The 23,056-nt window shown below is 71.7% G+C and carries 18 protein-coding genes; 14 read left to right on the top strand and 4 right to left on the bottom strand.

The genetic code is table 11. The features are described from left to right. Positions 1–63: 63 nt before the first annotated feature. From OHS59_RS11410 to OHS59_RS11400, 3 genes are all read left to right on the top strand, one after another. Entirely contained in the window at positions 64–1,923 is a 1,860-nt protein-coding gene (locus tag OHS59_RS11410) for a flavin-containing monooxygenase (RefSeq protein WP_328493287.1), read from the top strand. Further along, entirely contained in the window at positions 1,920–3,692 is a 1,773-nt protein-coding gene (locus tag OHS59_RS11405) for a hypothetical protein (RefSeq protein WP_328493286.1), read from the top strand. Before OHS59_RS11410 ends, OHS59_RS11405 begins: the two co-directional genes overlap by 4 nt. Before the next feature lie 177 nt (positions 3,693–3,869). Continuing rightward, positions 3,870–5,654 carry an ABC transporter ATP-binding protein gene (locus tag OHS59_RS11400; protein ID WP_328493285.1) on the top strand — a complete coding sequence of 595 codons (1,785 nt, stop codon included), beginning with the start codon at positions 3,870–3,872 and terminating at the stop codon, positions 5,652–5,654. An 18-nt stretch (positions 5,655–5,672) separates the two neighbouring features. Here the strand turns inward: OHS59_RS11400 and OHS59_RS11395 are convergent, their stop codons facing one another. Then, positions 5,673–6,689, bottom strand: coding sequence for an NADP-dependent oxidoreductase (locus OHS59_RS11395; RefSeq protein ID WP_328493284.1), 1,017 nt, complete (start codon positions 6,687–6,689; stop codon positions 5,673–5,675). A gap of 129 nt (positions 6,690–6,818) precedes the next feature. Between OHS59_RS11395 and OHS59_RS11390 the strand changes: the two genes are divergently transcribed. Beyond that, positions 6,819–7,394, top strand: a complete 576-nt coding sequence (locus OHS59_RS11390; protein ID WP_328493283.1) for a TetR/AcrR family transcriptional regulator — start codon at positions 6,819–6,821, stop codon at positions 7,392–7,394. Between the two features lie 432 nt (positions 7,395–7,826). Then, on the top strand, positions 7,827–8,504 hold the full coding sequence (locus OHS59_RS11385; protein ID WP_328493282.1) for an AIM24 family protein: 678 nt from the start codon (positions 7,827–7,829) through the stop codon (positions 8,502–8,504). Positions 8,505–8,614: 110 nt separating this feature from the next. Here the strand turns inward: OHS59_RS11385 and OHS59_RS11380 are convergent, their stop codons facing one another. Continuing rightward, the gene (locus OHS59_RS11380) at positions 8,615–10,108 is read right to left on the bottom strand and encodes a hypothetical protein (protein ID WP_328493281.1); all 1,494 of its coding nucleotides are present in this window, start codon (positions 10,106–10,108) and stop codon (positions 8,615–8,617) included. 32 nt (positions 10,109–10,140) lie between these two features. Next, on the bottom strand, positions 10,141–10,698 hold the full coding sequence (locus OHS59_RS11375; RefSeq protein WP_328493280.1) for a hypothetical protein: 558 nt from the start codon (positions 10,696–10,698) through the stop codon (positions 10,141–10,143). A 153-nt stretch (positions 10,699–10,851) separates the two neighbouring features. Here OHS59_RS11375 and OHS59_RS11370 point away from each other — a divergent pair, with 153 nt between their 5' ends. The 9 genes from OHS59_RS11370 to OHS59_RS11330 all read left to right on the top strand — a co-directional run bounded on the left by OHS59_RS11370 (position 10,852) and on the right by OHS59_RS11330 (position 21,102). Continuing rightward, on the top strand, positions 10,852–11,883 hold the full coding sequence (locus OHS59_RS11370) for an ABC transporter substrate-binding protein (RefSeq protein WP_328493279.1): 1,032 nt from the start codon (positions 10,852–10,854) through the stop codon (positions 11,881–11,883). 77 nt (positions 11,884–11,960) lie between these two features. Beyond that, positions 11,961–12,737, top strand: coding sequence for an ABC transporter permease (locus OHS59_RS11365; protein WP_328493278.1), 777 nt, complete (start codon positions 11,961–11,963; stop codon positions 12,735–12,737). Positions 12,738–12,933: 196 nt separating this feature from the next. Then, a complete protein-coding gene (locus OHS59_RS11360) occupies positions 12,934–13,734 on the top strand; it encodes an ABC transporter permease (RefSeq protein ID WP_328493277.1) in 801 nt (266 codons plus the stop codon). A 113-nt stretch (positions 13,735–13,847) separates the two neighbouring features. Continuing rightward, positions 13,848–14,594, top strand: coding sequence for an ABC transporter ATP-binding protein (locus OHS59_RS11355; protein WP_328493276.1), 747 nt, complete (start codon positions 13,848–13,850; stop codon positions 14,592–14,594). A gap of 321 nt (positions 14,595–14,915) precedes the next feature. Beyond that, entirely contained in the window at positions 14,916–17,096 is a 2,181-nt protein-coding gene (cyc2, locus tag OHS59_RS11350; RefSeq protein ID WP_328493275.1) for a germacradienol/geosmin synthase Cyc2, read from the top strand. Positions 17,097–17,169: 73 nt separating this feature from the next. Then, on the top strand, positions 17,170–17,880 hold the full coding sequence (locus OHS59_RS11345) for a PDZ domain-containing protein (protein ID WP_328493274.1): 711 nt from the start codon (positions 17,170–17,172) through the stop codon (positions 17,878–17,880). A 276-nt stretch (positions 17,881–18,156) separates the two neighbouring features. Next, positions 18,157–18,789 carry a LysE family translocator gene (locus OHS59_RS11340; protein ID WP_328493273.1) on the top strand — a complete coding sequence of 211 codons (633 nt, stop codon included), beginning with the start codon at positions 18,157–18,159 and terminating at the stop codon, positions 18,787–18,789. Positions 18,790–18,983: 194 nt separating this feature from the next. Then, complete coding sequence (locus OHS59_RS11335) at positions 18,984–20,108, top strand: aminopeptidase P family protein (protein WP_328493272.1); 1,125 nt, start codon at positions 18,984–18,986, stop codon at positions 20,106–20,108. 67 nt (positions 20,109–20,175) lie between these two features. Continuing rightward, positions 20,176–21,102, top strand: a complete 927-nt coding sequence (locus OHS59_RS11330; RefSeq protein ID WP_328493271.1) for an aminoglycoside phosphotransferase family protein — start codon at positions 20,176–20,178, stop codon at positions 21,100–21,102. Positions 21,103–21,254: 152 nt separating this feature from the next. Here the strand turns inward: OHS59_RS11330 and treZ are convergent, their stop codons facing one another. Next, entirely contained in the window at positions 21,255–23,000 is a 1,746-nt protein-coding gene (gene treZ, locus OHS59_RS11325; protein ID WP_328493270.1) for a malto-oligosyltrehalose trehalohydrolase, read from the bottom strand. Between the last annotated feature and the right edge of the window lie 56 nt (positions 23,001–23,056).

The following is a 23,056-nucleotide window of genomic DNA, read 5'->3' as shown; positions in this document are numbered from 1 at the left end:
AGCACGCCCGTTTCCCCACTGGGCAGCAGCACCGGCAGCGGCCCCCACACCAGAAGGACAGGTATGCCCACCACCCCCCACGCCTCGTCCGGCACCTCCGGCTCCGGTCAGGACGGGCTCGGCTTCGACCCGGACGCCCTGCGTGCGCGCTACCGCGCCGAGCGCGAGCGCCGCATCCGGCCCGAGGGAAACGCGCAGTACCAGCGCATCGAAGGGGAGTTCGGCTACTACGCGGACGATCCGTACGTGGACACGGCGGAGTTCACCCGGGACCCGCTGCACGACCGGGTCGAGGCGGTGGTCATCGGGGGCGGCTTCGGCGGTCTGCTGGCCGGCGCGCGACTGCGCCAGGCGGGCGTCGAGTCGATCCGTGTCATCGAGAAGGGCGGCGACTTCGGCGGCACCTGGTACTGGAACCGCTATCCGGGAATCCACTGCGACATCGAGTCGTACGTCTACATGCCGCTGCTCGAAGAGCTCGGCTACGTCCCCGAGTGGAAGTACGCGCCCGGCGAGGAGATCCGGCAGCATTCGCGGGCGATCGCCCGCCACTTCGGCCTGTACGACGACGCCTGCTTCCGGACCCGGGCCACCGAACTGCACTGGGACGAGGCCGAGTCGGAGTGGGTGGTCTCCACCGACCGCGGCGACCGCGTACGGGCCCGCTACGTGGTGATCTCCAGCGGCACGCTCAGCCAGGCCAAACTTCCCGGCATCCCGGGCATCGAGACCTTCGAGGGCCACACGTTCCACACCAGCCGCTGGGACTACGCGTACACGGGCGGCGACGCGAACGGCGACCTCGACCGGCTCGCCGACAAGCGGGTGGCGGTGATCGGCACCGGAGCGACCGCGATTCAGGTCGTGCCCCATCTGGGCCGTGACGCACAGCAGTTGTACGTGTTCCAGCGCACGCCGTCCTCCGTCGACGTGCGCGGCCAGCGGCCCACGGACCCCCAGTGGGCCAAGTCCCTCGAACCGGGCTGGCAGCGGCACCGCAGGGACAACTTCCTGCGGACCGTGACCGGTACACCCGCCGGCGACGACCTGGTGGACGACGGCTGGACCAGCAGCGCCCGCCTCCTGCAGAACCTCATCCCGACCAACAACTACGCGGATCTCCCCGCCGAGGAACGCGAGCGGCTGAACGAACTCGCCGACTTCCAGAAGATGAACGAGATCCGGGCCCGGGTGAACGACGTCGTCGAGGACCCGTCCACGGCCGAGGCGCTCAAGCCCTGGTACCGGTACATGTGCAAGCGGCCCACGTTCAGCGACCACTACCTGGACACGTTCAACCGGCCCAACGTGACACTGGTGGACACCGCCGACCACGGCGGGGTCGAGCGCATCACCAGGAGCGCCGTCGTGGTCGGCGGCACCGAGTACGAGGTCGACTGCGTCATCTTCGCGACCGGCTTCGAGGTCGGCGTCTCGGGGATCCTCTCGGGCCGCCTCCCGGTGCACGGCCGCGACGGCGCCACTCTGCCCGACGCCTGGCGACAGGGCGCGAGAACCCTCCACGGCTTCTACAGCAACGGCTTCCCCAACCTCTTCCAGCTCGGCCCGCTGCAGAACGCCAGCGCCGTGAACTACGTGCACATCCTCGACGAACAGGCCACGCACGTCGCCGAGGTGGTCGCCGCGGCACGCGAGCGCCGGGCGCGGTACGTCGAGCCGACCGTCGAGGCCGAGACCGCCTGGGTCGCCACGATCCGGGAGAAGGCCGCTGACCTGTACGCGTTCCAGGCCGAGTGCACCCCCGGCTACTACAACAACGAGGGCAGGCCCCGGCAGCGCAGCGAGTCATACGGCGACGGGCCGGTCGCCTTCCACGAACTGCTCAGGCGCTGGCGCACGGACGGCGGCATGGACGACGTCATCGTCGACGGGGAAGCCGACGGGGAAGGGGTACGGCGATGAGGGCGGGCGCAAGCCGCTTCGACGACACCGGCACCCAACAGGTCAGCAGCCGCCGTTGGGACACCGGGCGACTGAACCCGCCGAACCGGCTGTGGGGTTCGAACGGCGTCACCTTCGGCCCCGACGGACGCCTGTACGTCGCGCAGTTCCTGGCCGGGCGGATCAGCGCCGTCGACACCGCCTCGGGGGACGTCGACGTCGTGGTGGAGCAGGACGGCCCGGTCCAGGCCCCCGACGACCTCGCCTTCGGCGCGGACGGCTCCATGTACATCGCCGACCTGACCCCGGGACGCGTGTGGCGGCGTACCCCCGACGGCACGTACACCCTCGTCTCGGACGAGGTACGGGTGCCCAACGGCATCACCTGCGTGGGTGACCGGCTCTTCGTCAACGAGATGAAGATGAACGGCCGCCTGCTGGAGCTGTTCCCGGACGGCCGCGACCCGGTGGTCCTGACCGACGGGCTGGCCCTCGGCAACGCGATGCAGCTCGGCCCGGACGGCTACCTGTACTACCCGCACATGATCGGCAACCAGGTCTGGCGGATCCCGCCCGACGGGGGCCTGCCCGAACTGTTCGCGGAGAACGTCGACGACCCGGTCGCGGTCCGCTTCGACAAGGGAGGCGTCCTGGTCGTCCTCTCCCGCGGCCCGGCCGGCATCGTGACGCGCATCGACCTGGCCACCGGGGTGCGTTCGGTCGTCGTCAGCGGGGTGGTGGGGCTGGACAACGCGGCGTTCGACGCGGAGAACCGCATGTACGTCTCCAGCTTCGGCAGCGGCGGGGTCACCGAGATGCACGAGGACGGCCGCACCCGGGAGATCGTCCCCCGGGGCTTCAGCGGCCCCTACGGGGTGACGGTCGACCTGCGGGGCACGGTGTACGCGGCCGACCACTACCGTCTCGCGAGCCCGGGAGACGCCGGGGAGGGCGACTCCGGCGGAGTGGTCACCCACGAACTCCAGACCTTCGTCCACGGCATCACCGCCGACGACGGACTCCTGCACTTTGCCTCCGAGTACGGCGACGTCCGCACGTACGACCCGGTCGGGAAGTCCACGCGGGTACGGGCGCGTGGACTGAACGAGCCCACCGGGATCGCGGTCGCGCCCGACGGGGCACTCGTGGTCGCCGAGACGGGCGCGGGCCGCGTCGTACGGATCGACGGCACGAACACCGACGGCACGAACACCGACGGCACGAACACCGACGGCACGAACACCGACGGCACGAACACCGACAGTGCGAGTGCCGACGGGACGGACGCCGTGACCGTACTGGCCGAAGGGCTGCGGCATCCCGTGGACGTCGCCTTCGACGCCGAAGGCCGCTGCTACGTCAGCGACGACCGGCTCGGGGCGGTGCTCCGGATCGACGACGGCGAGGTGGTGACCGTGGCCGAAGGGCTGGGCGCGCCGCAGGGTCTCGCCGTGCGCGGGGACGAGCTGTTCACGCTGGACACCGGGCGCCGGTGCCTGCGGGTGGTCTCGCTCACCACGGGGGAGAGCCGCGTCGACGCCGAGAACCTTCCGGTCGGCCTTCCGCCGGGCATCACCCGCGCCGACCCCGCGCTGTTCGCCGAGGGAGGGCCCGGCACGCCCCGTCCGTTCGCCGGTCTCGCCGTGGCTCCGGACGGCACCCTCCTGGTCTCGGCGAACGGCGAGGGCAGCGTGCTGCGGCTGACCGACATCGGCTCCGGCACCGACATCGGTGCCGACACCGACGCCGGCCCCGGGTCGGAGCCGCCCGGCGCGGTCCGGACGCCGTAGAGCCCGCGAGGCGGCATCCCCGCACGGCGAGTGCAGCTCGTGCCTGCCGTCGGACCGCTCAGCGGGAATCCCCCGCGGCTCTGTCAGTGGCGTCGGCGATACTTCTCGTACCCCTTCCACTTCGGGCGAGACACCGGCCGGAGCGGAAGGGAAGCCGACCGTCCCAGGGGGAGTACCGTGCCGCAGTCCCAGCCGCCCGATCCGGCAGCCACACCGTCGTGGCGGCTGCTCCTCGCCTACGTACGCCCGTACCGCTGGACGCTGTTGCTCGGTGCCGTGCTGTCGCTGCTGACCGGGGCCGCCGGTCTCGCGCTGCCGCTGGTGGCCAGAACGCTGATCGACGACCTGGGACACGACCGCGCGATCACCGGCGCGCTGGTGGCCATGTCGGCGCTGGTCGTCGCCAACGCCGCGATCGGCGCGCTGGGTTCGTACGTGCTGCGGTACACCGCCGAGTCCGTCGTGCTCGGAGCGCGGCGGGGGCTCGTCTCGCATCTGCTGCGGCTGCGGATATCCGCCGTGGACAAGAGCGAACCCGGTGACCTGATGGCCCGGATCACCTCGGACACCACCCTGCTGCGGGAGGTCACCACCGACTCGCTGGTGGGTCTCGGCACGGGCGGGCTCACCCTGCTCGCCACGCTGGTGATGATGGGGTTCGTCGACCCGGTGCTGACGGCCGTCACGCTGGGCGTGGTCCTGGGCGCGGGCACGGTGATCGGCGTGATCGTGCCGCGCATCAACCGGGCCAGCCGGCTGGCCCAGGACGCGGTCGGGGCGATGGGCGCCTCGTTGGAGCGGACCCTGGGCGCGCTGCGGACCATCAAGGCGTCCGGCGCCGAGCACCGCGAGGAGCAGGCCGTGCACGCGGCGGCCGAGGAGTCCTGGCGGCAGAGCGTCCGGGCCGCCAAGTGGTCGGCGCTGGCGGGGAACACGGCGGGCCTGTCGATGCAGGTCGCCTTCATCACCGTCCTCGCCGTGGGCGGCGCACGGGTCGCGACCGGGGCCATCGACATCGGCACCCTCGTCGCCTTCCTGCTGTACGTCTTCTACCTGATGTCGCCGATCCAGCAGGTCGTCGGCGCGGTCGCCCAGTACCAGACAGGCTCGGCCGCCCTGGCCCGTATCGAGGAGGCGCGGCGACTGCCCGCGGAGCCGTCCGCCGAGGCCGCCCAACTGCCCGGACCCGGTGCCGAACCGGCCTCCATAGCCTTCGACGACGTCCGTTTCCGGTACGCGGAGGACCTGCCGTACGTCCACCACGGCGTGACCTTCGCCGTTCCCCCGCGCGGCATGACCGCCTTCGTGGGACCTTCGGGCGCGGGCAAGACCACCGTGTTCTCGCTCATCGAGCGGTTCTACGACCCCGACGAGGGGACCATCGCGCTGGACGGCCGCGACCTCACCGACTGGGACGTCGCCGGGCTCCGGTCGGCCATCGGATACGTGGAGCAGGACGCGCCCGTCCTCTCCGGCAGCCTCCGCGACAACCTCCTGCTCGGCAACCCCGACGCCGAAGAGGACGAACTGCTCCGCGCGCTCAGGACCACCCGGCTCGACACCCTCGTCGACCGGCTGCCGAAGGGCGTGGACACCCTCGTGGGCCACCGCGGCACCAAGCTCTCCGGCGGTGAGCGCCAGCGCGTCGCCATCGCCCGGGCCCTGTTGCGGCGGCCCCGGCTGCTGCTCCTCGACGAGGCCACCAGCCAGCTCGACGCGGTCAACGAAGCCGCGCTGCGCGACACGGTCGCCGATGTCGCCCGCACCACGACGGTCCTGGTCGTCGCCCACCGGCTGTCCACCGTCACCATGGCCGACCGCATCGTCGTCATGGACGCCGGGAAGGTACGGGCCGTGGGCACCCACCGCGAACTCGTCGCGGGCGACCCGCTGTACGCCGAACTCGCCGCCACGCAGTTCCTCGCGGCCGACGACGACACCCGTACACCGCAGAGCGTCTGAGACCTGGCACGGGCCGGGTCAGGCCTGAGCCACCGTGAGCACGATCTTGCCCCGGATGTGTCCTCGGGCGGCGCGTTCGTGCGCCGCCCGGGCGTCCGCGAGCGCGAACGTGCTGTCGATCGCGACGCGCACCGTGCCGGCGTCCAGCAGGCGTGCCAGTTCGGCGAGCTGCGCGCCGTTCGAGCGGACCTGGGTGCCCGTGACGGTCACTCCCAGCTTCGCGGTCTCCTCCTGGTCGAATTCGCCGAAGAAGACGGGGAAGTGGGAGCCGCCGCGCTTGAGCGTGCGCAGGAACCGTTTGCTGTCGGGGCCGCCGACGGTGTCGAGCACGAGGTCGAGGTCGTGCACGAGTTCCTCGGGGCGGCCCTTGGTGTAGTCGATGAACTCGTCGGCGCCGAGCTCGGTCAGGAACGGTTCGTGCGCGCCCGACGCCACCGCGATGACATGTGCGCCCTTCCACTTCGCCAGTTGCAGCGCGAGGTGCCCCACACCGCCCGCGGCGCCGTTGACGAGCACCGTCTTGTCGGCGCCGAGCGGCACCGGACGATGCTTCGCCGCCTGGAAGGGCGAGGGGTGATCGTGTCCGAGCCGGATCAGGAACTGCCACGCGGTGAGCCCGGCCATGGGCGCCCCGGCGGCGTGCACGTGATCGATGCTGGCCGGCTTGAGCGCGAGGTCCGAGGCGGGCGCGGCCACGTACTCGGCGTAGGTGCTGCCGTCGAAGCTGGGGAAGCGAAGGAGACCGAAGACCTCGTCACCGACGGCGAAGCCCTCCACGTCCGTGCCGACGGCCTCGACGACACCCGACAGGTCCGTCCCCGGCGTCATGGGCAGGCTGAACCTCGGCCGCGTCTCCGGCGGCAGGTTGGACATCCCGTCGCGCACGTACCAGTCGGGCGGGTTGACGCCGGCCGCGTGCACGCGAACGAGCACCTCGTCCGGCCCCGGCCGGGGAACCGGCACCTCTTCGTATCGCAGCACCTCAGGGCCGCCGTGCTCATGCAGCCGGATCGCTTTCATCGTGCGGGTCGGCATCGTTGTCTCCTTGCTCGCGCTGCGGGATAGACTTATCCGGATCGGCGATCCATATAACTGGACCACTGATCCGAATATATGGACCACTGATCCGGATAGTCAAGCCGTAGAGCTGAGAGGAGCCGACCGATGCGGGCCGACGCCAGGAAGAACCGTGACCACGTGCTCGCCGTGGCGGGCGCCGCCATCGCCGAGCAGGGCGTCGACGTGTCGCTGCGCGACATCGCCCGCAGGGCCGACGTCGGGCTCGCCACGCTGCTCCGTCACTTCCCGACGCGCGAGGCGCTGCTTGAGGCCCTGCTGCACACGAGCTTCGAGGAACTGACCGCGAAGGCGGACGCCCTCGAAAAGTCGGGCGCGCCCGCCGAAGCCCTCGTTTCGTGGCTGCGCGACTGCGTCGGGTGGACGACCGAGTACCGGGGCGTGACGGTGCTGATGGCGGCCGCCATCGAGGACGCCGAGTCCGCGCTCCACGCTTCCTGTGTGACCCTGCGCGCGGCCGGAGCTCGGCTCCTCACCCGCGCCCAGGAAGCGGGCGCGGCGCGGCGCGACATGGACGGCACCGATCTGTTCGCGCTGGTGGCGGGGCTCGCGTGGCTCGGCGACCAGCCCGCGCTCGCGCCACGCGCCGACCACCTCTTCGACGTGGTCGCGAGCGCGATCCTGACGAGCGCGCCCGACCTCGCGGTGGCGGACGGGCGCTAGCGGCGCTCTGCGGACGCGCCAGAGACGCCCTGCGGGCACGGCGGAGGCGCCCTGCGGACGCGGTGGAGGCCCTCCGCGGGACACGGCCTAGGGGCTCTCGGGCGTGGATCGAGGGTTTTCCCCGTATCCGGGAGGGGGCGCGGCCGCCTATCGTCGAGCCACGGCCGAACCGCGGGTAATACCCCGACCGGCCGACGCACGACGCACGACGGCCGGTGGACGGCCGACCGGGGACCGATGACCACCCCCCCCACAGGGTGGGGCCGAAAGGCCCCGCGGGGGCGGCCGACGCGAGCGGGCGTCGGCCGCCCCCGCCTTTCGCCGCCCTGCCTTCACCCACTGCCTTTCGTCGTGCGGCCGAATACTTTCGGCGGCGCCTTTTCTCCTGTCGCGGGATGGTGGAACCGACGCCTCGCGGGACAGGATGCCCGGATGAAGGGTGATCTGTTTTCCAGCGAGTACATGGTGCAGCCGGCCGACGCGGCGGGCATGAGCGTGCAGAACGCCAAGTCGATCAGATACGCCGTCAACGGCGAGATGTTCGCCCGGCAGGGCGCGATGATCGCCTACCGCGGCAGTCTGCAGTTCGAACGCAAAGGCCAGGGCGTCGGTGGCATGCTCAAGCGTGCGGTCACCGGCGAGGGGCTGCCGCTCATGGCGGTGCGCGGGCAGGGGGAGGCCTGGTTCGCGCACGAGGCGCAGAACTGCTTCATCGTCGACATCGACCCCGGTGACGTCTTCACCGTCAACGGCCGTAACGTCCTGTGTTTCGACGCCTCGTTGAAGTACGAGATCAAGACGGTGAAGGGCGCGGGCATCACCGGCGGCGGACTGTTCAACAGCGTCTTCACCGGGCAGGGCAGGCTCGGTCTCGTCTGCGAGGGCAACCCGCTGGTCATCCCGGTCTCACCGCAGTGGCCGGTGTACGTCGACACGGACGCGGTCGTCGGCTGGACGGCCAACCTGCAGACCTCGCTGCACCGTTCGCAGTCCATCGGCTCGATGATCCGCGGCGGCTCGGGCGAGGCCGTGCAGTTGATGCTCCAGGGGGAGGGATTCGTCGTCGTACGGCCGAGCGAGGCCACACCGCAGAAGGCCCAGCAGCACTGACACGGCAGACCCGACAGCCTTCGTCCGCGGGCCGGTGGGGGCCGGTCGCGCAGTTCCCCGCGCCCCTGGAGGGCGGGGCTGCGCCCCTGCCCTCCACAGCCCGTCCGCCCTCAGGGCTCCAGCCTTCCGTTCGTCCGTCGGCGCCACAGAACCGCTGCGGTGCCGGCGGCGAGCAGCGCCGCGGTGCCCGCCGCGGCGGGCAGGAGCACGGCGGAGCCGGTCGAGGCGAGCGACCCGCCGCCGGTGGTGCCGAGCGAGCCGCCACCGGTCGTGCCCGGCGCGCCACCGCTCCCCGAACCACCGGTGTCACCGCTGCCGCCCGCGCCGCCCGCGCTGTCCCCGTCGCCCGCGGGACCGTCGACGGGAACCGTGGTGCCCGAGTCGGTCGGGTCGGTGCCCGGGTCCGTGTCACCGGGTGACGGATCGGGTGAAGGCGACGGGGACGCCGGATCCGTCGGCGTCGGCGTCGGTGTGGGCGTCGGCGAGGTGGGGGGCGTCGGCGGTACCGGCGCCCTGAACACGGTGAGCGAGGCGTCCGAGGGGCTCGCGACGAACACCGAGTCGCCGCCCGGTGTCACCGCGACGGACGAACTGCCCAACTGCCCGTTGACGCCCGGAAGTTCGGCGCTCATGCCGAGGTCCTCGAGGGTCGCCGTGCCGTACACCGCGAGCCGCCCCACGCCGTCGCCCTCCTCCGGCGGGTTGCCCCAGTCCTGCCACACCGCGAACGCCCGGTCGGAGCGCGGATCCACGGCGACATCGGCGACGGTGTCGCCCGGTTTCGCGTCGAAGGAGGCGGCCAGTTCGCCCGAGGCGATGTCGTACGCCTCCAGTACGCTGCCGCGCCCCGCCCACAGCGCCCCGCGCTCCGTGTCCCACTCCAGGAAGGACACAGCGGCTCCGGCGCCGAGCGCGATCTCCTTGCCGTCCGGCGCGAAGTCGGCCGAATCGACCCTGCGCAAAACGCCGTCGGTGTTGTCGGTCACCCAGATCTGCCCGGCGGCGGTGTCCACGGCGAGCGGGCCGCCGGTGGCCGGCAGCGTCAGGGAACGCTCCACGGTCACCGCGGTCTCGCCGACGGCGACCTCCTCCAGTTTCGTGCCCCGTACGACCACGACCGTGCCGGTTCTCGCACCGGCCTTGGCCTGCGTGATCGTCGTACCGGTGAGCCAGCCGCCGCTCCCCGTCGCGGCCCCGTCCCTGGTGGCCGCGATCCCGCGCAGGCCGACCAGATAGTGCACCCCGTCGCCCGGCAACGGCCCGGCGAGCCGTTTGCCCGGCAGCTGGGCGGGCGCGCCGGTGCTGCCGGGAGACGTCTTCACCCAGCTCAGCACGTTGTTGGACGCCGGGTCGACGGCGTAGACCCCGGCCAGGCTGCCGTCCGCCGTACCGGCGACCGTGTCGGAGCCGACGTACAGCTTTCCCGACTCGGGGTGCAGCAGCAGGTCGAGCGGTTTGCCGACGGTCGTGAGGCGGGCCGACCGCTCGTATCCGCCGGTGCCGGGCGGGTCGTCGGCGCCGGCGGCGGGCGTACCGGCCGCGACGGCGGCCAGGACCACGGCGGTGACGCCGACGAGAGTGCCCACCGCCCGGGGGCGGAGCACCTCGCTCCGCCCCCGGGTTCTGAGGGGCGCGGTCACGAGAAGGTGACCGGGATGTAGACGTCGTACGAGCGGTTGCCGCTGCCCGTGTGGTCGGCGCGCGTCACGATGGCGCAGTCGACGTCCGTGCCGCAGACCTGGCCGGAGGCGATGTTCGGGTTCACGTGCACGCTGACGGCGAAGGTGCCGCCGGTGCCGTAGGCGGAGCTGTTCGCGACCGTGCCGCCGCCGAAGTTCGACACCCAGTGCGAGGCGCCCGTCGTGCCGGACTGGTCGGCGCCGCCCAGGCAGGGGGTCGGGCGGGAGGTGTACGTGGCCGGGTTGCCCGGTTCGACGCCCTCGGGGATCACGCACAGGCCCACGTAAACGCCCTGGAGCGTGTTGTAGCCGCTGCCCGAGACGGTGACGTTCTGCCCGGCGGCCGAGAGGCTGTCGGGGGCCGTCAGCGAGAGGTTGTACGTCGTGCCGCTCACCGTGACGGACCGCGTGGCGGTGGCGGCCGAGGCCGAGGTGGCGAGCCCGACCGTCAGCGCGGCGGCGGTGGCACCGACGGCCGCGACACGGGCGGCACGGGAGAACAGGGCGGATCTCATGGGTAGTTGGCCTTTCGGAGGCGAGAACCACTTAGGTAAGGCAAACCTAAGTTGCAGGTCAATGGATCGTCAACCCACGCCCCTGGGGTCCCGGTCGGGGAACGGCGCAAAGATGTGTAGTGATCATGTCAATCCACAGGTCATCATGCGCGCATGCCGACGCCCCAGGACCGTTCCCGCGCGGGAAGCACGGCGAGAAGCACGGCGGGACACACGGGAAGACTGATCGCCGTCGCGATCGCCCTGACGATGACCCTCGCGTCCTGCGGCGGCGGGTCCGACGACACGGATTCCGGCAAGGGCGGGGGCGGGGGCGGAAAGGGGCTGGAACGGTCGAGTGTCACCGTCGCCGCGCTGCCCCTGGCGGACGACGCGCCCCTCTATCTCGCGCGGGACCGGGGGCTGTTCGAGAAGGAGGGCCTGGACGTACGCATCCAGCCCGTCCAGCAGAGCATCCAGGCACTGCCCGCCCTGTCGAAGGGGCAGGTCGACGTCATCGCGAGCGCCAACTACGTCACCTTCCTGCAGGCCCACGAGAAAGGCACCCTGGACCTGCGGATCCTCGCCGAGGGGGCCCGCGTCGCGCCGCACATGATGGACGTACTCGTGCCCGAGGACTCGGACATCCGCAGCGTCGCCGACCTCGAGGGCAAGAAGGTCGCCGTCAACATCCTCAACAACATCCAGTCGCTGACACTGAACGCGATCCTCGGCCAACAGGGCGCGGGCCGCCCCGAGTACCGGCAGATCGCCTTCCCGCAGATGGGGGTCGCGCTGGAGAAGGGGCAGGTCGACGCCGTCCACGCCGTCGAACCCTTCGACAGCGCCATCCAGAAGGGACTGAACGCCCGCGTCCTCGTCGACGGCGGCTCCGCCCCCGTGGAGTCCATACCGATCAGCGGATACGTCACGACCGGCGACTACGCGTCCGAGAACCCGAAGACCGCGGCGGCCTTCCAGCGGGCGATCGCCGCGGCGGCGCGGCTGGCCACCCAGGACCAGGACGCGGTACGCGAGGAACTGCCCAAGTACACCAAGGTGAGCGCCGACCAGGCCGAGTCGATCCGGCTGCCGGCCTACCCGGCGACCTCGGACGTGTCCCAACTGCGCCGCCTCACCGACCTCATGAAGGAGCAGGGACTGCTGAAGAAGCCGATCGACCCGGGAACGCTGCTGGTCGAGTGACGAGTGACGAGTGACGAGTGACGAGTGGCGGGGGACGAGGACGGGACGGGGACGGTGCGGGCCGTGGGCGGGAGCGCGTGAGACGTCGACAGGAACTGCTGCTCGGCGCGCTCGGCGTGCTGCTCGCCCTCGGCCTGTGCGAGGCGGTCGGCCGGGCGGGGCTGGTACGGCGCAGCTATCTGCCTCCCGCCTCCGAAGTCCTGTCACGAGCGGTGGAGTTGGCGGGCGACAGGCTCTTCCTGGAGGGAGTCGGAGCCACCGTGCGCGCCTGGGCCCTCGGTCTCGGTCTCGCCTGCGCGATCGCCGTACCGCTGGGGCTGCTCCTCGGCAGTGTGCCCCTCGTCGACGACGCCGTGCGCGCGATCGTCGAGTTCCTGCGCCCGCTGCCGTCCGTCGCGCTGATCCCGCTGGTGTCCCTGCTGCTCGGTTCCGGCACGGAGACGAAGGTCGCGCTCATCACGTACGCCTCGGTCTGGCCGATCCTCTTCAACACCGTCTACGGCCTCGGTGAGACCGACCCGCTGGCCAAGGACACCCTGCGTGCCTTCGGCTTCGGCCGCCTGTCGGTCCTCCTGCGCGTCGAACTCCCCGCCACCGCACCCTTCATCGCCGCCGGCCTGCGCATCTCCGCGGCCATCGCGCTCATCCTCGCCGTCGCCACCGAGATCCTGGCGGGCTTCGGCGAGGGGCTCGGCATCTTCATCGCCCAGGCGGGCATGGCGACGGACGGTACGCGGGACGTGCTCGCGGGGGTGGTCTGGGCGGGTGGCTTGGGGCTGCTCATCAATACCGTGCTGGTGTGGGGGGAGCGTCGGCTGTTCCCTTGGACGCCGGAACACAGGAGTCAGGGATGAGGATTGCGGTTCCCGTCACCGACTCGGGGGCCGGCCCCCGAACCCCCGGTCCTCGGACGCCGGACGGGCTGATGCATTCAGCCCGTCCGGCGTCCGAGGACGAGCGCGCCGACGCGACAGGGGATCCGGGGCGCAGCCACAGGTACGGAACGGGCAGGGGCGGCGGGGGCGAAACCCCCCGCGCCGAGGCCGGCCGATGAGCCGGTCCAAGGCCGCGACGGCGACCCGCGGCGCCATCCTGCGCTGGACGGTGCTCGCCGCCACCGTCACCGCCTGGCAACTGGCCACCCGCACACACGCCAGCGTCTATTTCCCGCCACCCTCAGAAATCGCCCGCCACACCCACAACCTGTGGTTCTCGGGCCCACCCGCACACGCCTTCCTCACCCCGGCCGCAACCGAGAACATCCTCCCCAGCCTCGCCCGCATGACCGCCGGCTTCGCCCTCGCCGCGGCCATCGGCATCGCCCTCGGCACCGCCCTGGGCCGCTCCCGCCGAGCCCACGCCCTCTGCAACCCGGTCCTGCAGTTCGCCCGCGCCGTCCCGCCCCCGGCCCTGGTCCCCGTTTTCGTCGTGGTCCTCGACTTCGGCACCCGGATGCAGGTCGCGTCGATCGTCTTCAGCGCCGTCTGGCCGGTACTGATCAACACGGCGGAAGGCGTCCGCAACACCGACCCGCTGCGCCTCGAAGTGGCCGCCGTACTACGCCTGACCAGGACCCGACGACTCCTGCTCCTCCTCCTGCCCTCGGCGCTGCCGCGCATCTTCGCGGGCCTGCGCCTCAGCCTTTCCCTCTCCCTCGTCCTCATGGTGTTCTCGGAGCTGCTGCCCGGCACGGCCAACGGGATCGGCTTCACCCTCACCGACGCCCAGTCACGCTCGGACCTGCTCACGGTGTGGGCGGCGCTGGTGCTGCTCGGCGCACTCGGATACGTACTCAACACCGGCCTGTTGGCGGTCGAGAAACGACTGCTGGGCAGAGGGAGGCCGGCATGAAGCCGGAACCGGACACGGGAACGGAAACGGACACGGGAACGGAAACGGATACAGGAACGGAGGCGGCTACGGGAACGGAAGCGGGAACGCCGGGTACAGGAGAGCCGGCCGGCTTGCTGCGCCTCGACTCGGTCGGCCAGTGGTACGGCGACCACCCCGTCCTGCGGGACATCACGCTCACCGTCCCCGAGGGCCAACTCCTCTGTGTCGTCGGCCCGTCCGGCTGCGGCAAGTCGACCCTGCTGCGGACCGTCGCGGGGCTGCTGCCCCCACGGGAGGGAACCGTCTTCGTCGACGGGGCGCCCGTCACCGGGGTGCCGGACCGGCTGGCCGTCGTCTTCCAGGACTACGGGCGGTCGCTCTTCCCCTGGCTCTCGGTCCGCGAGAACGTCGCGCTTCCCCTGCGGCGGCGGGGACTCGGGCGTTCGGAGCGGCGGGACGAAGCCGAGCGGATGCTGGAACGGGTGGGTCTTCGCGGTGCGGGGCGCCGGCATCCCTGGCAGCTGTCCGGGGGTATGCAGCAGCGGGTCGCCATCGCCCGTGCGTTGGTCTGCCGACCGTCCCTGCTGCTCATGGACGAGCCCTTCGGTTCTCTCGACGCCCAGACGCGTGAGGACCTGGAGGATCTTCTGCTGGAGGTTCACCGGAGCGATGGCACGACGATCGTCTTCGTCACTCATGACATCGACGAGAGTGTGTACGTGGGGGATCGGGTGGTCGTTCTCTCCGCCGGTCCGGGTTCACGAGTGATCCTCGATCTGGCGGTCACGCTTCCCGGTGAGCGGGACCAGATCGCTACGCGGGGGTTGCGGGAGTTCGTCGCCCTCCGGGCGGAAGTAGGCCGAGCGGTCCGCGGCTGACCCGACCCGGGTTTCGCCCCCGCCGCCCCTACCCGTCCCGTACCTGCCTCGGGGGCCAGCCCCCGAACCCCCGGTCCTCAAACGCCGGACGGGCTGAATACGTTTCAGCCCGTCCGGCGTTTGAGGACGAGCGCGCAGCGCGATACCGGGGGCGAGGGGGCGGAGCCCCCATGCAGTGACGGGAAGGGTAGGGGCGGCGGGGGCGAGGAAAAAGCGGCCCCTTTCCCCGAACGGGACCCGCTCACTCTTCCGTTCACGCGATGGTGCGATCATCAGCCGCCCCACGGATGCCCTCACGCGACCCCGGGTAGGCCCCGCCCCATGACGCAGCCGTTCGAACTTCCGCATTTCTACACACCGCACCCCGCACGGCTGAACCCGCACGTGGACGAGGCCCGCGCCCACACCACCCAATGGGCCCGCGGAATGGGCATGCTGGAAGGCTCCGGCGTCTGGGAGCAGTCCGACCTGGACGCCCACGACTACGGCCTGCTGTGCGCGTACACGCATCCCGAGTGCGACGGCCCCGCCCTCTCCCTCATCACCGACTGGTACGTGTGGGTCTTCTTCTTCGACGACCACTTCCTGGAGACCTTCAAGCGCAGCCAGGACCGTTCCGGCGGCAAGGCCTACCTGGACCGGCTCCCGCTCTTCATGCCGCTCGACCTCTCCACTCCCGTGCCGGAGCCACAGAATCCGGTCGAGGCCGGGCTCGCCGACCTGTGGGCGCGTACGGTCCCCTCGATGTCCATGGGCTGGCGCAGGAGGTTCGCCGAGTCCACCGAGCACCTGCTCAACGAGTCGATGTGGGAGCTGTCCAACATCAACGAAGGGCGGATCGCGAACCCCGTCGAGTACATCGAGATGCGCCGCAAGGTGGGCGGCGCCCCCTGGTCGGCGGGGCTCGTGGAGTACGCCACCGCGGAGGTCCCCGAGCAGATCGCCCGCTCCCGCCCGATGCGCGTGCTGATGGAGACCTTCTCCGACGCGGTCCACCTGCGCAACGACCTCTTCTCGTACCAGCGGGAGGTCGAGCAGGAGGGCGAACTCAGCAACGGCGTGCTCGTCCTGGAGACGTTCTTCGGCTGTACGACGCAGCAGGCCGCCGACACCGTCAACGACATCCTCACCTCGCGGCTCTACCAGTTCGACCACACGGCGCTCACCGAAGTACCCGCGCTGGCCCTGGAGAAGGGCCTCACACCGGACGAGGTCCGCGCCGCCGCCGCGTACACGCGAGGGCTGCAGGACTGGCAGTCGGGCGGCCACGAATGGCACATGAGGTCGAGCCGCTACATGAACGAAGGCGCTGTGAAGTCCTCCCCGCTGCAGGGCCTCACCGGTCCGGGCACCTCCGCCGCAGACGTCGGGGCGCTGCTCGCCGCGGCCGGCGCCGAGCGGCTGCGCGCGTACACGCACGTGCCGTTCCAGAAGGTGGGGCCCTCCCTGCTCCCCGACTTCTACATGCCGTTCCAGGTCCGGCTCAACGCCGACCTGGACGGCGCCCGGCGGCGCATCACCCCGTGGTCGCACAGCATGGGCATCCTCCAGGAGGGCGTCTGGGACGAGGACAAGCTCGCCGCCTACGACCTGCCGCTGTGCTCGGCGGGCCTCGACCCCGACGGCACCCCCGAGGCCCTGGACCTCAGCGCGCAGTGGCTCGTCTGGGGGACGTACGGCGACGACTACTACCCGATGGTGTTCGGGGCCCGCAGGGACCTGGCCGCCGCGAAGCTGTGCACGGCGCGGCTGTCCGCCTGCATGCCCGTCGACGGGGAGGAGATCCCGCCCCCGGCCAACGCGATGGAGCGCGGACTCGCCGATCTCTGGCAGCGCACGACGGCCACGATGACCCGGGAGGCGCGCCGCACCATGCGGGCTTCGGTGGAGGTCATGACGGAGAGCTGGGTGTGGGAGCTGTCCAACCAGCTGCAGCACCGCATCCCCGACCCCGTCGACTACCTGGAGATGCGCCGCGCCACCTTCGGCTCCGACCTCACCATGAGCCTGTGCCGCCTGGGACACGGCCCCGAGGTCCCGCCGGAGGTCTATCGCAGCGGCCCCGTCCGGTCGCTGGAGAACGCCGCGATCGACTACGGGATGCTCATCAACGACGTCTTCTCCTACCAGAAGGAGATCGAGTACGAGGGCGAGGTGCACAACGCGATCCTCGTCGTGCAGAACTTCTTCGGCTGCGACTACCCGAAGGCCCTCGGCGTCGTACACGACCTCATGACCCAGCGCATGCGGCAGTTCGAGCATGTCGCCGCCCATGAACTGCCGGTCCTGTACGAGGACTTCGGACTCTCGGACGAGGTCCGGGCGATCATGGACGGCTATGTCGTGGAACTGCAGAACTGGATGGCCGGCATCCTGAAGTGGCACTACGACTGCCGGCGTTACGGGGCCGCCGACCTGGCCCGCCGAGCCCACGGCTTCGTACCGGGACAGCTCCCGGAGCTGCCGTTCGGCACGGTCTGGCGGACCGCGACGGTCTGCTGACCTCGGCCGTATCACCCGTTCGGGGATCGTCGCGGGCAGGTGCGGAGGGTAGAGCTCTGGCCGGAGGTGATCCATGGAACAGACAGTGCTGCGTCCCAAGCCGATGCCCGGTCAGGAGCCGGGCGATCAGGAGCCAGGGGGTCAGGAGTCGGGCGATCAGGAGTCGGGCGGTCAGGGCAGGGGTGGTCAGGGGCCGGGCGGCGGCAACCGTCTGTCCGGTGCGGGCCGCCGCCCGCACGCCGCACGGCGCCGCGGACGACGGCTCATGACCCTGCTGTTCAGCCTGTTCGTCGGGACGGTCCTCGTGCTGTCGGGGGTCGGGCTCGGCACCGTGGGCGCCACGGTGATCGGCATGAGCAGACTCGCCGAGTCCCAGGGGCGGGCGGGCGCCCAGGAGGCGTCCGCCGCCTCCGCGGGGAGCGGCGGTACCCGGTCCGGTCCGGGCGCCGGGAGTTCGGCCGCGCGTACGACCTCGTCCGAGCGCCCGCGCTCCCCGTCCGCCGGCCGGTCCGGCGAGCGGCCGACCCTCGGCGTGGAGGCGGTCGACGCGTCCGAAGGCCCGGGCGCGCTCCTGGTCGGCGTGCACGTCCCCGGGCCCGGTCACACCGCGGGCCTCGTACGGGGTGACGTCCTGCTCGTCCTCGGTACGACCCGGGTCGACTCGGCCGCCGGCCTCGCACGGGCCGTCGCCGCCGCACGCCCCGGCGCGCCGGTCCGACTCACGCTCCGGCACGCGAGCGGCGGCTACCGGCAGCTGTCGGTGACCCCCGGCGTCATCACCTGACGAGAACCCGACCGGGCCGGTCCGTCCGTCGCACGGCCACCCTGAAGCGGCTCGTCAACCGCCCCTCGTCGGCCGGCACATGGGTGCAGGTCGCTGATGTGCGCCAGCACGGGCATGGTTCCTTCGCCTCCCCTGGATGGCAGTGCAACCTAATGACCAGCCGTCATCCAACCATTAGATCCACTACGGATCCATATAGATGTAATGGTCGAGCGATCCATGGCCGTCAAGAGGAAATGCGTTGCCGCGCCTTCCGCGCAGGGCCACGATGGCCCCATGCTCAGCACCCTCGTCGCCTTCCTCGGCGCCTGCACCCTGATAGCCGCCTCGCCCGGCCCGAGCACCGTGCTGATCATCAGGCAGTCGCTGCACAGCAGGCGTGCCGGATTCCTGACGGTCCTCGGCAACGAGACCGGCGTCTTCGTGTGGGGCGTCGTCGCCGCGTTCGGCCTGACCGCCCTGCTCACCGCCTCCGAAGTGGCGTACGACGTGATGCGCGTCGTCGGCGCCGTCGTACTCGTCGTCTTCGGCGTACAGACGCTGTGGCGGGCGCGCCGCGCCGAGGGCGCTGCGGACGACGGCGGGATGCGGGAGGAGGGGAAGGAGGGGAGGAGCGGCTGGGCCTCCTACCGGACCGGGCTGCTGATCAACCTCGCCAACCCCAAGGCGGCGATCTTCGCGATGTCCTTCCTCCCGCAGTTCGTACCGCGGGGCGTCCCGCACCTGCCCGCCATGCTGGGGCTCGCCGCCCTCTGGGCGGTCTACGAGATCGGCTACTACAGCCTCTACGTGTGGTTCGTCGGACGGATGAGGGCCGTACTGTCCCGGTCCGGAGTGCGGCGCAGGCTGGAGCAGATCTCCGGAGGGGTTCTGCTGCTCCTCGGCGCGAGGCTCGCCCTGGACGGCTGACGCCCCCGAAGGCCCTTGCCCTCGAAATAAGCGTCGACCGGCTCGCGTCACCCCCGCTGTCCGGGCAGGATGCTGCCCGTAGCCCTTTTGGCCACGGACAGCCCCACGACGGACACGACGGACCCACGACAGCCCCACGGCAGAGCCACGACAGGCTCACGATCAGATCCACGGATCGCCCCACGGAGGACCGGATGACCGGCATGCCCGCGCCCTTCACCGCCGACGACTACCGGGCACGGATGGAGCGCGCCGCGCGGACCGCCGCCGAGGCGGGACTCGCCGGGGTGCTCGTCGCTCCCGGACCCGACCTCGTCTGGCTCACCGGCTACGCGCCGCCCGCGGCCACCGAGCGGCTCACCCTGCTGGTGCTCGCCGCCGGACACGACCCGGTGCTCGTCGTGCCCACCCTGGAGGCGCCGGACGCCGAGAAGGCCGCGGGCGCGCCCGTGCTGACGCTCCGCGACTGGACCGACGGCAAGGACCCGTACGCCACGACGGCCCCGCTCCTCGACGCCTCCGGCCGCTTCGGCGTGAGCGACAACACCTGGGCGCTGCACCTGCTCGGCCTCCAGAAGGAACTGCCCGGCACCTCGTACGTCTCCCTCACCGAGGGACTGCCGATGCTCCGGGCCGTCAAGGACGCCGCAGAGCTGGAGCGGCTGGCGGCCGCGGGCGCCGCCGCCGACGAGACGTACGAGGAGATCCTGAAGGTCGCCTTCGCGGGCCGCCGCGAGTCGGACGTGGCGGGCGACCTCGCCGCTCTGCTGCGGCGGTTCGGGCACGAACAGGTGGACTTCACGGTCGTCGGCTCGGGTCCGAACGGCGCCAACCCGCACCACGAGGCCGGGGACCGCGTCATCGAGCACGGCGACACCGTCGTCCTCGACTTCGGCGGGCTGAAACACGGCTACGGCTCCGACACCTCCCGCACGGTGCACGTCGGCGAGCCGAGCGCCGAGGAGCAGCGCGTCCACGACATCGTCCGCGCCGCCCAGCAGGCCGCGTTCGAGGCCGTGCGGCCCGGGATCGCCTGCCAGGATGTCGACCGGGTAGCCCGCGCCCACATCACCGAGGCCGGGTACGGCGACCGCTTCATCCATCGCACCGGGCACGGCATCGGCGTGACCACCCACGAACCGCCGTACATGATCGAGGGCGAGGAGCAGCCCCTCGTACCTGGGATGTGCTTCTCCGTGGAGCCCGGCATCTATCTGCCGGGCCGCTTCGGGGTACGCATCGAGGACATCGTGACGGTCACCGAGGACGGCGGACGCCGCCTCAACGACACCCCCCGGGAGATGGCCGTCGTGAACTGACCACGTTCGGCGGGCACCAGACAGCGGAGCCCGCACCCCGGACTCCCCGACGGCGGACGGCGCGACCATGACCCAGGCAACGACACCCACCGCGGACACCGTGCGACGCCTCGTCCGCTCCCTGCTCCCGGACGGCGGCGGCACCCGGATCACGCCCGTCGCCGAGGACGGCGAGCACTTCACCTGGTTCGTGGGCGCCCGCCATGTGCTGCGGCTCGCCCCGGACCGCGAGGCGTCCCGGCGCAGACGACGCGAGCTGCGACTGCGTGACGTGGTACGCCCCCACATCGGCGTCGCCGTTCCGGTGAGCATCGCGCACGGTGAATGGGCGAGCGGTCTGGCGTACACCCTCGACACGCTGATCCCCGGCGGCTCCGGCGAGCGGAGGGACGTGTCCGCCGTCGGCGAGGCCGACTTGGCGGGGCTGCTCACCGGGCTGCGCGAGGTGCCGGGGCGCCAGGCCGAGTCGCTCGGCGTGCCCCGCGCCACGCCCCGGTCCCTCGAAACGCTGCGGGCCGAGGCCGAGCGCGCCGCCGAACAGCTCGCCGCGGCCGACGAGTTCGACCCCGCCCGGCTGCAGCAGCTCACCGCGCCCGCCGCCGTCCAGCTCGCCCCGCAGCCGGGCGCCGCCTTCCTCGTCCACCACGGCCTCAAGGGCGAGCACCTCGTGGTCAGCGGTGACGGGCGCGTGCGCGGTGTCCTCGACTGGACCGACGCCGTGGTGGGCGACCCCACCGAGGACATCGCGGGCCTCGCGTCGGCCGTCGGCGCGCCCGCGGCGGTCCGCGCGGCGACCCTGGCCGGTTACGGGGCCCGGCCCTGTCTGCGAGGGCTGTGGCTCGCCCGCTGCGACACGCTGACCCGTCTCGCCGACCGGCTCGGTGACGACAGCGCTCTGCCGCTGCTGCGTGCGCAACTGGCCCGCGCCTGGGAGGCGATCCTGTTGGAGCGGATCACCGACTTTCCCGAGGACCCGGACGAGGCATGGTCTTGACCCGCGGGCCCGGTGGAGCCCGGCCGCGCAGTTCCCCGCGCCCTCAATCCTGGGGCGCGGGGAACTGCGCAATCTTTTAGGGGCGCGGGGAACGGCGCGCTCAGCCCCCACCGCACGCGCAGACGCATATCCGCACCCAGTGGAACGCCCCGTCACCCCTGCACAAGCACCACGCACGACTCGCCCGGCAACCCGAGCACCCCGTCCTCGCCGGGCAGTTCCACCGGCTCCCACGCCGCAAGCACCCGCGCCTGCCGGGCGCCCAGCGGAATCGCCGCCCGCTCCTTGCCGAAGTTCACGGCCACCCGGACGTCACCGCGGCGGAAGGCGAGCCAGCGGGCACGCTCGTCGAACGCGACCTTCACGTCTGTGAGATCGGGGTCGGTGAGGTCGGCCTGGGCGTGCCGCAGGGCGATGAGTTCGCGGTACCAGCCGAGCACGCGCGCGTGGTCCCCGTCCTCCGGCTCGGACCAGTCGAGACAGGACCGGTCGCGGGTGGCGGGGTCCTGCGGGTCCGGGATGTCCTCCTCGGCCCACCCGTGCGCCCCGAACTCCCGTCGCCTGCCCCGGCGTACGGCGTCCGCGAGCTCCGGGTCCGTGTGGTCCGTGAAGAACTGCCAGGGCGTGCCCGCGGCCCACTCCTCGCCCATGAACAGCATCGGCGTGAACGGTCCGGTGAGGGTCAGCGCGGCCGCGCAGGCCAGCAGACCGGGGGAGAGGGAGGCCGAGAGCCGGTCGCCCAGGGCACGGTTGCCGATCTGGTCGTGGGTCTGCGAGTAGCCGAGCAGCCGGTGCCCGGCGACCCGCGCGCGGTCCAGCGGGCGCCCGTGCCGCCGGCCCCGGAAGCTTGAGTACGTGCCGTCGTGGAAGTAGCCCGCCGTCAGCGTCTTCGCCACCGCCGCGAGCGGGGAACGGCCGAAGTCCGCGTAGTAGCCCTGTGTCTCACCGGTCAGCGCGGTGTGCAGCGCGTGATGGAAGTCGTCGTTCCACTGCGCGTGCAGACCGAGCCCGTTCTCCTTGCGGGGTGTGATCAGCCGCGGATCGCCCAGGTCCGACTCGGCGACGAGGAACAGCGGCCGGTCCAGCTCTCCGGAGAGGGCGTCCACGGCGGCCGACAGCTCCTCCAGGAAGTGGCACGCGCGCGTGTCGTACAGCGCGTGCACCGCGTCCAGGCGCAGCCCGTCGAGCCGGTAGTCGCGCAGCCAGGAGAGCGCGCTGCCCAGCAGGAAGGCGCGCACCTCGTCCGAACCGGCCGCGTCCAGGTTCACGGCCGAACCCCAGGGCGTGTGGTGCGTGTCCGTGAAGTACGGCCCGAACGCCGGCAGGTAGTTACCGGACGGCCCCAGATGGTTGTGCACCACGTCCAGGACGACGCCGAGCCCGAGCTCGTGCGCCCGGTCGACGAACCGCTTCAGGGCCTCCGGGCCGCCGTAGGGCTCGTGCACGGCCCACAGCGACACCCCCTCGTACCCCCATCCGTGCCGCCCCGGGAACGGGCACAGTGGCATCAACTCGACGTGTGTCACTCCCAGTTCCACCAGGTGGCCGAGCCGCTCGGCGGCCGCGTCCAGCGTGCCCTCACGGGTGTACGTGCCCACGTGCAGCTCGTACAGTACGGCGCCCGGCAGCCCGCGCCCGGCCCATTCGGCGCGCCAGGCGTACCGCTCCTGGTCGACGACCGCGCTCAGGCCGTCCGGTCCGTCCGGCTGACGGCGGGAGCGCGGATCGGGCAGCACCGGACCGTCGTCCACCGCGAACCCGTACCGCGTGCCGTCTCGCGCCTCGGCCTCTCCCGTCCACCACCCCGGGCGCTCGGGATCGGGCCCCAACGCGCGCGTGGTGTCCGCGCAGTGGAGCGTCATGCGGTCGGCCTGTGGTGCCCACACCTCGAACTGCACGGACGGTTCTCCCTCGTCTGCTCACCGTGACCTCGCCGGTCCCATGGTGCGCCAAA

This window comes from Streptomyces sp. NBC_00414, from assembly GCF_036038375.1.
GTDB lineage: Bacteria > Actinomycetota > Actinomycetes > Streptomycetales > Streptomycetaceae > Streptomyces.
The sequence above is the reverse complement of the archived record's forward strand: the minus strand, read 5'-3'. Positions and strand labels throughout refer to the sequence as shown.